At 63.6% G+C, this 12,361-nt stretch carries 12 protein-coding genes; 8 read left to right on the forward strand and 4 right to left on the reverse strand.

Translation table 11 applies throughout. The annotated features are described in order from the left end of the window. Window positions 1-142: 142 nt before the first annotated feature. The gene (gene ftsH, locus ABFC66_RS09530; protein ID WP_346740712.1) at window positions 143-2,062 is read left to right on the forward strand and encodes an ATP-dependent zinc metalloprotease FtsH; all 1,920 of its coding nucleotides are present in this window, start codon (window positions 143-145) and stop codon (window positions 2,060-2,062) included. Window positions 2,063-2,194: 132 nt separating this feature from the next. After that, complete coding sequence (aqpZ, locus tag ABFC66_RS09535) at window positions 2,195-2,893, forward strand: aquaporin Z (protein WP_346740713.1); 699 nt, start codon at window positions 2,195-2,197, stop codon at window positions 2,891-2,893. A gap of 152 nt (window positions 2,894-3,045) precedes the next feature. On the opposite strand, the gene ABFC66_RS09540 is transcribed toward aqpZ, so the two are convergent. Further along, window positions 3,046-3,369, reverse strand: a complete 324-nt coding sequence (locus ABFC66_RS09540; RefSeq protein ID WP_346740714.1) for a 2Fe-2S iron-sulfur cluster-binding protein — start codon at window positions 3,367-3,369, stop codon at window positions 3,046-3,048. 20 nt (window positions 3,370-3,389) lie between these two features. Continuing rightward, on the reverse strand, window positions 3,390-4,655 hold the full coding sequence (locus ABFC66_RS09545; protein ID WP_346740715.1) for a cytochrome P450: 1,266 nt from the start codon (window positions 4,653-4,655) through the stop codon (window positions 3,390-3,392). A gap of 179 nt (window positions 4,656-4,834) precedes the next feature. On the opposite strand from ABFC66_RS09545, the gene ABFC66_RS09550 reads away from it, so the two are divergent. The 6 genes from ABFC66_RS09550 to thiD all read left to right on the forward strand — a co-directional run bounded on the left by ABFC66_RS09550 (window position 4,835) and on the right by thiD (window position 10,300). Beyond that, the gene (locus ABFC66_RS09550; RefSeq protein ID WP_346740716.1) at window positions 4,835-5,503 is read left to right on the forward strand and encodes a TetR/AcrR family transcriptional regulator; all 669 of its coding nucleotides are present in this window, start codon (window positions 4,835-4,837) and stop codon (window positions 5,501-5,503) included. A gap of 108 nt (window positions 5,504-5,611) precedes the next feature. Then, window positions 5,612-6,223, forward strand: a complete 612-nt coding sequence (locus ABFC66_RS09555) for a TetR/AcrR family transcriptional regulator (protein ID WP_346740717.1) — start codon at window positions 5,612-5,614, stop codon at window positions 6,221-6,223. Further along, window positions 6,210-7,145 carry a sterol desaturase family protein gene (locus tag ABFC66_RS09560; protein ID WP_346740718.1) on the forward strand — a complete coding sequence of 312 codons (936 nt, stop codon included), beginning with the start codon at window positions 6,210-6,212 and terminating at the stop codon, window positions 7,143-7,145. The genes ABFC66_RS09555 and ABFC66_RS09560 overlap by 14 nt, the downstream gene beginning before the upstream one ends. 57 nt (window positions 7,146-7,202) lie before the next feature. Beyond that, window positions 7,203-8,021 carry a dihydropteroate synthase gene (gene folP / locus ABFC66_RS09565; protein ID WP_346740719.1) on the forward strand — a complete coding sequence of 273 codons (819 nt, stop codon included), beginning with the start codon at window positions 7,203-7,205 and terminating at the stop codon, window positions 8,019-8,021. Between the two features lie 105 nt (window positions 8,022-8,126). Then, window positions 8,127-9,473 (forward strand): phosphoglucosamine mutase, encoded by a 1,347-nt coding sequence (gene glmM / locus ABFC66_RS09570; protein WP_346740720.1) that lies wholly within the window; start codon window positions 8,127-8,129, stop codon window positions 9,471-9,473. Continuing rightward, window positions 9,470-10,300 (forward strand): bifunctional hydroxymethylpyrimidine kinase/phosphomethylpyrimidine kinase, encoded by an 831-nt coding sequence (gene thiD, locus ABFC66_RS09575; protein WP_346740721.1) that lies wholly within the window; start codon window positions 9,470-9,472, stop codon window positions 10,298-10,300. Before glmM ends, thiD begins: the two co-directional genes overlap by 4 nt. Before the next feature lie 6 nt (window positions 10,301-10,306). On the opposite strand, the gene ABFC66_RS09580 is transcribed toward thiD, so the two are convergent. Then, window positions 10,307-10,702 (reverse strand): GNAT family N-acetyltransferase, encoded by a 396-nt coding sequence (locus ABFC66_RS09580; RefSeq protein ID WP_346740722.1) that lies wholly within the window; start codon window positions 10,700-10,702, stop codon window positions 10,307-10,309. Between the two features lie 208 nt (window positions 10,703-10,910). After that, window positions 10,911-12,335 carry a PLP-dependent aminotransferase family protein gene (locus tag ABFC66_RS09585; protein ID WP_346740723.1) on the reverse strand — a complete coding sequence of 475 codons (1,425 nt, stop codon included), beginning with the start codon at window positions 12,333-12,335 and terminating at the stop codon, window positions 10,911-10,913. Window positions 12,336-12,361: the final 26 nt, after the last annotated feature.

Consider the following 12,361-nt stretch of genomic DNA (forward strand, 5'->3'; position numbering starts at 1 on the left):
TCTTGGTAAACCCTTGGAAGGTCCCTATCTTCCAATAGATTAGAAGGCCTCAAGAGCGGGAACAGCCGAACCGCGCCGTCTGGCACGGTGCCTGCTTGAGATGCCTTACTCGAATGCCGTCAGGTGACAAAAGGTCAAGCCGTTGTCCAATTACAAGAATCTAGCGCTGTGGGTGGTCATCGGACTGCTTCTGGTTGTGCTCTTCAATTTCTTCCAGAGCCCGGTCCAGCAGAGCGCCTCCACCGACATCAACTTCTCGCGTCTGCTTTCCGAAGTGGATGGCGGGAACATCCGCGACGTGACCATTGCGGGTGAAAACATTTCGGGCCACTACACGGATGGCCGCGCCTTCCGGACCTACGCGCCCGCAGATCCCTCGCTTGTGAACCGCCTCTACGACAAGGGCGTGCAGATCACGGCGAAGCCGGCCGAGGAGAGCGTTCCCTGGTTCGTCAGTGCGCTCGTTTCCTGGTTCCCGATGCTGCTGCTCATCGGCGTGTGGATTTTCTTCATGCGCCAGATGCAGGGCGGCGGCGGCAAGGCCATGGGCTTCGGCAAGTCCAAGGCGAAGCTGCTGACCGAGCGCCATGGCCGCGTCACGTTTGACGATGTCGCCGGCATCGACGAAGCGAAGGACGACCTCACCGAGATCGTGGAATTCCTGCGCGACCCCGCGAAGTTCCAGCGCCTCGGCGGACGCATTCCCAAGGGCGTGCTGCTCGTCGGCCCGCCCGGCACCGGCAAGACGCTGCTGGCGCGCGCCATCGCCGGCGAAGCGAATGTTCCCTTCTTCACCATCTCGGGTTCCGACTTCGTTGAAATGTTCGTCGGCGTCGGCGCGAGCCGCGTGCGCGACATGTTCGAGCAGGCGAAGAAGAATGCGCCCTGCATCATCTTCATCGACGAAATCGATGCGGTGGGCCGTCATCGCGGCGCCGGTCTCGGCGGCGGCAATGATGAGCGCGAGCAGACGCTGAACCAGTTGCTGGTCGAGATGGATGGTTTCGAACCGAATGAGGGCATCATCCTCATCGCGGCGACGAACCGCCCCGATGTTCTCGATCCCGCGCTGCTGCGTCCGGGCCGCTTCGACCGTCAGGTCGTTGTGCCGAACCCGGATGTCGTCGGCCGCGAAAAGATCCTCAAGGTTCACATGAAGAAGGTGCCGTTGGCGCCCGACGTCGAGCCGCGCACGCTTGCGCGGGGCACGCCCGGCTTCTCCGGCGCCGACCTTGCGAACCTCGTCAACGAAGCGGCGCTGATGGCGGCGCGGCGCGGCAAGCGTCTCGTCACCATGGCCGACTTCGAAGACGCCAAGGACAAGGTGATGATGGGCGCCGAGCGCCGCTCCATGGTCATGTCCGAGGAAGAGAAGCGTCTCACCGCTTATCACGAAGGCGGGCACGCGCTCGTGGCGATGAACCTTCCGGCGTCGGATGCGATTCACAAGGCGACGATCATTCCGCGCGGCCGCGCGCTGGGCATGGTCATGCGCCTGCCTGAGCGCGACCAGCTCTCGGTAACGCGCGAGAAGCTCAAGGCCGACCTTGCCGTCGCCATGGGCGGACGCATCGCGGAAGAAGTGATCTTCGGTCATGACAAGGTGACTTCGGGTGCTTCCTCCGACATCTCGATGGCGACCAAGATGGCCAAGGCCATGGTCACGCGTTGGGGCATGAGCGACAAGCTCGGGCCGCTCGCCTATCACGAGAACGAGGAAGAAGTGTTCCTCGGCCACTCCGTCTCGCGCCAGCAGAACATGTCGGAAGAGACGCAAAGGGCCATCGACAGCGAAGTGCGCCGCATCGTCGAAGAAGGCTATTCGACGGCGAAGCAGATCATCACCGATCACCTCGACCAGCTGCACACCATCGCCAAGGGCCTGCTCGAATACGAGACGCTCTCGGGCGACGAGATCAAGGGCCTGCTCAAGGGCGAGCCGCCGGTGCGCAATATGGGCGAGCCGGTGAAGGCGGATGGCGGGCCTGTGTCCTCCGTTCCCTCGACGGGACGCCCGGCGGAACCCGGTCCGGGTGCAACGCCCGAACCGCACGGCGCCTGATGGCGAGCGCTGCACAACATCAAAGGGAGGCCCAACGGCCTCCCTTTTTGATTGGCCGCGATGGTGTAGTGTTTTGGTAGGGCATCCGATTCCGGGAGGGGTCGGCCGGGGCTTTTTTAGGGGAGCAACCGCATGTCACTAAGCAAGCGCCTATCCGCGGAGTTCATCGGCACATTCTGGCTCGTCTTCGGCGGGTGCGGCAGCGCTGTACTGGCTGCCGGATTTCCGGGACTCGGCATCGGCTTTGCGGGCGTCGCGCTCGCTTTCGGCCTCACCGTTCTCACCATGGTTTTCGCGCTGGGTCACATTTCCGGAGCTCATTTCAATCCGGCGGTGAGCGTCGGCCTTGTCGTGGGCGGACGGCTTCCGGCGAGGGATCTTCTGCCCTATATCGTCGTGCAGGTTCTGGGTGCGATCGCTGCGGCCGGTGTTCTCTATGTCATCGCCACGGGCAAACCGGGTTATGACATCGCCGTCAACGGGCTTGCCGCCAATGGTTACGGGCCCCACTCGCCGGGCGGATATGACCTCAAATCTGCAATGATCACTGAAGTAGTGCTGACCTTCGGTTTCCTGATCGTCATTCTCGGCGCAACGCACAAGCGCGCGCCTGCGGGCTTTGCGGGCATTCCGATCGGCCTCGCGCTGACGCTTATCCATCTCATCAGCATTCCGGTGACGAACACATCGGTCAATCCGGCGCGAAGCACCGGCCCGGCGCTTTTCGTCGGCGGCGATGCCATCGGTCAGCTCTGGCTCTTCTGGGCTGCGCCTGTTTTGGGCGCGGCGCTCGCGGGCCTCGTTTTCAATTGGCTCGGGCGCGAAGAGTGAGCGGAAGCGCTGTGCTATTTCGCTTCCGGCACGCATGTCGGCAAGGTTGTCATTGAGCACGGTGCCTGAAACCGGAGATTGGGAATAAAAAAGGGAGGCTCAATGAGCCTCCCTTTCTCCTCGGCGTCTCCCGATTCAGCGCGTCGTCAGGTTCAGTGCTGCTTCTCCGGCAGTCTCAGAACCAGTCCGTCGAGTTCGCTTGTGAGTTTGATCTGGCAGGCGAGGCGGCTGTTCTCGCGGACATCCTCGGCGAATTCGAGCATGTCCTTCTCCATGCCTTCGCCTGCGGTGCCGGTTTTTGCGAGCCAGGCTGGATCGACATAGACATGGCAGGTCGCGCAGGCGGCTGCGCCGCCGCAATCGCCGTCGATGCCCGGCACGCTGTTCCTCACCGCCGCTTCCATCGCCGAGATGCCGCTATCGGCCTCGACCGCGTATGTCTTTCCGGTGACTTCGACAAAGCTGACTTTTGTCATTCTTGTTTTTCCTCTTTTCGTCAGACGTGGACACGGACGGGCAGCGCTGCGTAGCCGCGCACGAAGTTGGAGCGGACGCGCTCGGGCTCGGCCAGAACTTCGATGCGGCTGAAGCGCTTGAGGATCTCTTCCCACAGGATGCGAAGCTGCAATTCGGCGAGGCGGTTGCCCACGCAGCGATGAATGCCGAAGCCGAAGGAGAGATGCTGGCGCGGACGCGGGCGGTCGATGATGAAGTCGTCGGGCCGCTCGATCGCCGTCTCGTCGCGATTGCCCGAGAGGTACCACATCACGACCTTGTCGCCCTTGCGGATCGTCTTTCCGCCGAGTTCCGTGTCGCTCAGCGCGGTGCGCCGCATATGCGGCAGCGGCGTCTGCCAGCGGATGATTTCCGGCACGGCGCTGTCGACGAGCGCGTGGTTTGCCTGAAGCTTCGCAAACTCGCCGGGATTCTTGTGGAAGGCGAGCACGCCACCCGTCATCGAGTTGCGCGTCGTGTCGTTGCCGCCGACGATCAGCAGCAGGATGTTACCGAGGAACTCCTGCGGCGGCATGTTACGCGTCGCGGGCGAATGGGCGAGCATGGTGATGAGGTCGGAGCCGGGCTCGTTCGAATTGACGCGTTCGTTCCAGAGGTTCTGGAAATAGACCGCGCATTCCATGAGCTCCTGTGTGCGCTGTTCCCAGCTATCGACGATGCCGCTGCCTGGAGCCGCCGTCGCAACGTCCGACCAGCGCGTCAGCTTGCGGCGTTCCTCGAAGGGGAAGTCGAACAGCGTCGCCAGCATCTGCGTCGTGAGTTCGATCGACACGCGATCGACCCAGTTGAAGTCCTCGCCGACCGGCAGATTGTCGAGAACGCGGCAGACGCGCTCGCGGATCGTGCCTTCGAGCTTCGCAAGATTGCTCGGCGCGACGATGGGGCTCACGGTCTTGCGCTGCTCGTCATGGCGCGGCGGGTCCATGGAGATGAAGTTCGAGAAGCTGATGCCGCCTTCCTCGCCGCCGCCGTTCTGGAGCGAGTCGTCGATGACGATGCCGCCAAGACCCGCTTCCGAGGAAAAGATCTGATGGTTGGTGTCGACATGCATGATGTCGTCATATTTCGTGATCGACCAGTAGGGGCCATAGGCGCTTTCCGCGCAGTAATGAACCGGGTCTTCGGCGCGCAGGCGCTTGAAATAGGCCTCGATCGTATCGTTCTGGTAGAGGTCCGGATTGCTCACATCGATCTTGTCGAGCGGCAGGGCATAAACGCCCCCCGCCGCTTGCGCGGCTACGGCCATGGTTTTCCTCCTGGGTTCTGGGGGCCAGCTCCCGTCCGGCCCGCTATTGAGTAAAGTATCAATAGCAAGGGGGCGTGGAGTCAAGATTTCTGTTGCGGGCATTGGCCGCGCTCCCGCAAAACCGGCTTTCCGCCTATACTCCGGTCCAGTTTCAGCCCTTTGAGTCGAAAGTTCACCGCGTGACGCCAAAATCCGGGAAACCGCAAAACCGCTCGAAACCGCGGACCCGCCTTCTGCCGGAGGAGCGCCGGGCGCAGCTTCTCGTCTGTGCAGTTGCCGCATTCGCCGAGCATGGCGTCGCCCGCGCCACCCATTCCCATGTGGCGGAGCGGGCCGGCGTTTCCGTCTCGGCGGTTCATTCCTATTTCCGCACACGCGAGGATCTCGTCGCCGCCGTGCTGGGCGTGGTCGAGAACTATCTCCTTGCCGCCAGCGCGGAGTCGCTCGAAGGAAAGAAGACGGTCTATGAGGCGCTGATGACGCTTGCGCGGCGTTTCGCCAATGCGGCCATCGAACAGCCCGATCTCATCAAGGTCTGGCTCGACTGGAGCACCGGCGTGCGCGCCGATGTCTGGCCTCATTACATGGAGGTGCTCGACCAGCTTCATGCCATGGCCCAGAAGGTTCTCGCCCGTGGCAAACGGGAGGGCGTCATTTCCGAAAAGCTCAACGTGAAGGCCGCCGCGCGTCTCTATAACGGCGGCGGCCATACGGTGGCGCTGATGCAGTTCGCGGGCGCGGGCCGGCGCGAACTCGATATCTTCATCGACCAGCTCGTGCGCTGCGTCATGGGCGTCGGGCTCGACGCACCCGTCACCGGGCCGAAGGCGCCGACTTCCGCGGGCTGATCCGCCTTTCCGTATCCATTCGTTTGTCGGCTTTAGAGGCGTGTGTACCTCGACATGGCGGCTGTTTTCAATTATAAGTTTGTACTCACAAATAAATTATCGGACATCATGGGACGCCGTAAGAAAATCGAGGACAAGGAGCTGCTGCTGACCGCGCGCGACGTGTTCCGCGAGCGCGGGGTCGTTGGCGCGGCGAAGGAGATCGCCGGCCGTGCCGGCATTTCGGAAGCGGCACTCTTTCAACGCTTCGGCACACGCGACAAGCTCTTCTTCGCGGCGATGATGCCGCCGCCTTTTGCAGCCGAGGATCTCGTGACCCGCGCCACGGCGGAGGCCGGCGAGCCGCGAGCCGCGCTTGCCAGTATCGCGCGCGGCGCGCTCGTTTATTTTCGCGAGGTGATCGGGACCGCCCTCGTGCTCATGTCGCATCCGGGCATCCGGCTCGAGGAGGCGGCGCGCGCGCATGGCGAGGACAATCCGGGCAACAGGATCATCCGCGCGCTTGAAGTCTGGCTTCGATCCGAGGCGCGCGCCGGCCGCATCCATTGTCCCGATCCGCAAGCGAGCGCCGATCTCATCGTCCTCGCGCTTCATAGCGTCGCGCTCTTCGAACATCTGGGCATTTACGACAAGGCGAGCGGAAACGCGCGCGCGCTCGCCGCGATCGACGCCTTCTGGCCCGCACTCGAACCGAGAGGAGAGAACCATGCACGCGGCTGAGAAATCTCCGGCACGGATCGAGTTTCTGATTTCGCGGTTCCTCTATCCGGTCTTCTTCTTCGGCGCGATCGGCGTCGCGCTTCTCGCGATCCGGAACGGCTGGAACCTCGGCACGGCGACGGGCGCGATCATCGCCACGGTGGCGCTGACGCTGATCGTTATCGAGGCGATCTTTCCGGCGAAGACCGAATGGCGCATGACCCTCGGGTCGTTCGGCCGCGACCTCAAATACATTGCCGCCGGAATCACGGGCGGCTTCGTCGCGAGCTATGTCGGCGGGCTTATCGCCATCTATGTCGCGGGGCCGGGGCACGGGCCTTTCGCCTGGCTGCCGCTCTACATGGCCGTGCCGCTCGCCATTCTGATCTTCGATTTCTTGCAGTACTGGGTACATCGCTGGATGCACGAGACGTCATGGCCGCTCGGCGGTTTCATGTGGCGCGTTCATGCGGCGCATCACTTGCCCGACCGCGTCTATGTACTGATGCATCCGGCGGGGCACCCCTTGAACGATCTCATCGTCCGGCAGGCGCTGAACATCGGTCTCGTCAAGCTTCTCGGCTTCAATGCCGAAGCGATCTTTATCTACGCCGTCATAACGGCGGTCGGCGGGCTCTTCTCGCACTTCAATCTCGACGTGCGGGCAGGGTTCCTGAATTACTTTTTCACCTCGACCGAGTTGCACCGCTTCCACCACAGCGCGGACCCGAAGGAGAGCAAGAATTACGGCGTCGTGACGCCGTTCTGGGACATCGTGTTTGGCACTTTCGTCTACAGGCCGGGTCGGTTGCCCGAGCGGATCGGCGTCGACGATCCGACGCTTTATCCGCGCTCCGAGCAATATTGGCGGGTGTTCATGCTGCCGTTCCAGCGGCGCCCGCGCGCGCGGAAGGCGCCGGACGGGATCACCCAAGGCGCGTGACGGATAAAGGGGGGCTTCGGTCTCCCATTTTTATCGTCGGCCTGCTAGAACGTGCCGATGAAGAGCGCGGTTCCCGGAATTCTCGGCATCGTCAACATCACGTCGGACTCGTTCTCCGACGGGGGCCAGTTCCTCGCCCCCGATGCCGCCATCGCGCAGGCGCGGAAGCTCGTCGCCGAGGGTGCCGACGTTGTCGATCTCGGTCCTGCTTCCAGCAACCCCGATGCGACGTCGGTTTCGGCGGAAGAAGAGATCAGGCGCCTCGCGCCCGTGCTCGATGCATTGCTGGCCGACGGTATCGAGATCTCGGTCGACAGCTATCTGCCGGAGACGCAGGCCTATGCGCTCTCGCGCGGCGTTGGTTGGCTGAACGACATCAGGGGTTTTCCCGAACCCTCGATCTATCCCGCGCTCGCGGCGTCCGACGCGAAGCTCATCGTCATGTATTCGATCCAGCAGGGGCAGGCCGATCGCCGCGAGGCGCCGGAGGGCGACATTGTCGGCCATATCTGCAGCTTCTTCGACGAGCGGCTTTCCGCCCTCGAAGCGGCGGGCGTGAACCGCGCGCGCATCGTGCTCGATCCCGGCATGGGCTTTTTCCTCGGATCGTCGCCGCAAACCTCCTTCGACGTGCTGGCGCGGCTCGGCGAGATCAAGGGCCGTTTCGGCCTGCCGCTTCTCGTCGGCGTATCGCGGAAGTCATTCCTTCGCGCGGTGACGGGCAGGGGGCCGGGCGAGGTCGGGGCGGCCACGCTCGCCGCCGAACTCATTGCTGCCATGAAAGGGGCCGATTTCATTCGTACGCATGAGGCCGCGCCCCTCAAGGATGCGCTGGCCGTTGCCGCCGCGCTGAAAGATTTCGCAAGAAATCGTTAACTGCGTCAAAACCATAAGGCCCTATATTTGCTGCGCGCCTTGGGAGGGGAAGGCCGTGCCCAAAGGGTGCGGTCGATTTTGAGACAAACCGGGAAAAGATCTTTCATGTCGCGTAAATACTTCGGAACCGACGGCATTCGCGGAACTGCAAACCAGGGCGCGATGACCGCCGAGACGGCGCTCAGGGTCGGCATGGCCGCCGGGCGCGTTTTCCGACGCGGCGAACATCAGCATCGCGTCGTGATCGGCAAAGACACGCGGCTCTCGGGCTATATGCTCGAACCGGCGCTGACTGCCGGCTTCACCTCCATGGGCATGGATGTGTTTCTCTTCGGCCCGCTGCCGACGCCCGCCGTGGCCATGCTCACGCGTTCGCTCCGCGCCGATCTCGGCGTGATGATTTCCGCGTCGCATAATTCGTTCGAAGACAACGGCATCAAGCTTTTCGGGCCCGATGGCTTCAAGCTCTCCGACGAGGTGGAGCTCGAAATCGAGCACTACATGGATAACGGGCTCGCCGACAATCTGGCTGGGCCCCGCGAACTCGGCCGGGCCAAGCGCATCGACGACGCGCAGGCCCGCTATATCGAGCACACCAAGCACACATTCCCGAAGGACCTGACGCTCGACGGCCTGCGCATCGTCATCGATTGCGCGAATGGCGCCGCCTACAAGGTCGCGCCCGCCGTGCTCTGGGAACTCGGCGCCGATGTCGTCGCCATCGGAACGGAGCCCAACGGCTTCAACATCAATGACGAATGCGGCTCCACCTCGCCGGAGCGTATGTGCGCCACCGTGCGCGAGCGCCGTGCCGATATCGGCATCGCGCTCGATGGAGACGCCGACCGCGTCATCATCTGCGACGAGAACGGCCACATCATCGACGGCGACCAGATCATGGGTCTCGTGGCGCGCTCCTGGAAGGAAGCGGAGAAGCTCTCCGCGCCGGGCATTGTCGCGACGGTCATGTCCAATCTCGGCCTGGAGCGCTATCTCGCCTCGCTGGGTCTCGGCCTTGCGCGTACGCAGGTTGGCGACCGTTACGTCGTCGATTACATGCGCCAGCATGGATACAATGTCGGCGGCGAGCAGTCGGGCCATATCGTGCTGAAGGATTTCTCGACCACGGGCGACGGGCTCATCGCGGCGCTTCAGGTGCTTGCCGTGCTCAAGACGGGCAATGCGCCTGTCTCGAAGCTCTGCCATCTCTTCGATCCGCTGCCGCAGCTTCTGAAGAATGTGCGGTTCAAGCGCGGCGAGCCGCTGGACGAGAAAGAGGTCGTCGAGGCGATCCGCGAAGGCGAGGCGCGGCTCGGCCAGAAGGGCCGTCTCGTCATCCGCAAATCGGGCACCGAGCCGCTGATCCGCGTGATGGCCGAGGGCGATGACGCCTCGCTGGTCAAAGCCGTCGTCAACGACATCGTTTCCGTCATCGAGAGCCACGCGGCATGAGCGGCGACGATCAGGGCCGTGTCTTCATCATCGCGGGCTCGGACTCCGGCGGCGGTGCGGGCATTCAGGCTGACATCAAGACGGTGACGGCGCTTGGCGGGTTTGCCGCGACCGCGATCACGGCGATCACAGTTCAGGACACGCTCGGCGTACACGCCATCCATGAAGTGCCGCTCGACATCGTGCGCGATCAGATCCGCGTGGTGCTCGACGACATTGGCGCCGACGCGGTCAAGACCGGCATGCTGCATTCCGCCGCGGTCATCGAAATGGTTGCCGAGGAGATCGGCCTGCGCGCGCCCAGCGCCGCGCTCGTCGTCGACCCGGTGATGATCGCCAAGGGCGGCGCGACGCTGCTTCAGGCCGACGCCGTGGTTGCGTTGAAGCGCGCGCTCATTCCGCTCGCGACCCTCATCACGCCCAATGCGCCGGAGGCTTCAGCGCTCACCGGCCGGCGCATCGAGACGCTTGAGGACCAGAAGGCAGCCGCCGATGCGCTGATCGGGCTCGGCTGCGAAGCCGTGCTCATCAAGGGCGGTCATATTCCGGGTGAAACGATCTTCGACGTGCTGGCGATGGAAGACACGATCGAGGTCATGTCCTCGCCGCGCATCGACACGCCGCACACGCATGGCACAGGCTGCACGCTGGCTTCCGCCATTTCGGCGTTCCTCGCGCAGGGCGCGGAGTTGCGCGAGGCAGTCGAAGCGGCGCGCGACTACGTGCACATGGCGATCCTCACCGCGCCGGGCTTTGGCAAGGGCCACGGGCCTCTCAACCATGCCTGGACGGTTCAATCGCTCGATGAGGATGAATACGAGCAATAGCCGGTTCTAGAACCGCAGCTCCATCAGCGGCAGCTTTCTTCCGGCAATCGATCCGGACGGGACGTGGCCGCGCTGCCGGAATCCTTCGCGCTCATAAAATCCGGCCGCGTTCGGGTCCGCTTCGACATGAACGAGGCGGATGCCGTGCCGTCGCGCATGTTCGAGAAGATCGGACATCAACCTGTGCCCGACGCCGAGATGCGCGAAATCGGGATCGACGACAAGGTGTTCCAGAAGCGCCTTCGCTTCATGCACCTTCACACAGGAGAAGCCGGCGATCTTCTGGCCGCATTGCGCGACGCGAAAATGCTCGGAGCCGATGCGCCAGGGCGTGACCGTGAGTTCGGCGCGGCAACGCGCCATGAAATCCTCGTCATAACCCCATTGCGCCTTCGCTTTCATTGCGAGCGCAGACAGGGCTGGTCCTTCGTCGGGCCATGCCGGACGAAGGAAGAGAGTAGGCGTTCTGCGAAACGTAGCTCCCATTGACTTGTCCTCCGGCCTTCACGTTAACACGCAGCCGGAAAACTTATCCACAGGAGTCTCGCACACACGCCTGAATTCAGGATGTGTGATTCATCGGTGAACGGACGAGTTCAGCTTTGTCCGTTCAAGCGAGAGCGGAAATCTCGGCCGGTGCGCTGTCAATGAGGGCCGCGATTACGGAAAGACCGTGGCGCAGCGCTTCGCGGCTCTGCGCCTGCCCGAGTGCGATGCGCACATGCCGCGCCGCGCGATCGGGCCTGCCCACCATGAAGTCCTCGCCCGCGGCGAGGGCGACGCCGCGCTGCCGCGCCGCCTCGACAAAGGCGTGAGCGCGCCATGCCTCCGGGAGACGCAGCCAGACAAAGAGCGCAGCCGGGTGGTGGCGCATGTCCCTGGTCCCGAGAAGTTCGAGCGCGATGGCATGACGCGCGGCCATTTCGGTTCGCTGCGCGGCGACAAGCTTGTCTGCGGCCCCGTTTACGATCAGCGATGTTGCGAGTTCTGCCGAGAGCGGCGGCACGGTCTGCCCCTGTCCATGCAGGATCGCCCGCGCGCGGTCGAGCTTGTCGGCCGGAGGGATCAGGTAGCCGACGCGGAGGCCGCAGCCGAGCGACTTCGCAAGGCTCGTCGCATAATAGGTGCCATCGGGATAATAATGAGCGATGGGGGCGGGGCGGTCTCCGACCAGTGTGCCGTAGATGTCGTCCTCGATCACGGCGACGCCATGGGTCCGCGCGATCTCTGCAATTCTGATACGTCGCGCCTCGCCCATGATCGACGTCGTCGGATTGTGGATCGTCGGCACAAGGAAGATGGCCCGCGGTTTCTGCTCGATGATCGCGCGTTCCAGCGCCTCGGGCAGAATGCCTTCCGCGTCGAGGTCCACCGGCGCGATGCGGAACCCCATCAGCGAGGCTTGCGCGATCATGGCGTGATAGGTGAGCGCCTCCGTGAGCACGAGATCGCCGGGTTCGCAGGCCGTGAGCAGCGAGGTCAGGATTGCCTGCTGAGTGCCTGAACAGAGAAGCATCCGCTCGGGCGAGGGCGCAAAAGCGCCATAGGCAAGCCAGCGCGCCGCCGCCTCGCGCTCGTCTTCCGTGCCGCCCGGCGCGAGATAGGTGTTGAAGATCGAAGGGCCTTCGCGTTTCGGCAACTCGTCGAGAAGACTGCGCAGCGTCGCGCTCATGATTTCCGTCTGGCCGACGGGGGCGGCGAGCGCCGCCTTCATCGGCACTTCCGCGCCTTCTATCGCTGCATGAAACGAGGCCGATCCGACTCCATCCATGGGCTCGCGCGGCGTTCGCGCCAGCACATAGGTGCCTCGTCCGACCTCGCCCGCGACGAGGCCGCGACTCGCGGCCTGCGAATAGGCTCTGGCGACGGTGCCTACGGTGACGCCCAGCTCATAGGCGATATCGCGCAATGCGGGCAACCGGGCGCCGGGAGCGAGCCGCCCGTCGGCGATTGCCTCGGCGATCAGATCGGCCATGACCCGATAGCGGGGGCCGGGGCGCTGTTCCTTCAGAAGGTCGGTCAGTGAAAATGTCATGGTCACAATAAAACAATTGAATCCGA

It is taken from the genome of Parvibaculum sp. (genome assembly GCF_039680535.1).
In the GTDB taxonomy this organism is placed as follows: domain Bacteria; phylum Pseudomonadota; class Alphaproteobacteria; order Parvibaculales; family Parvibaculaceae; genus Parvibaculum.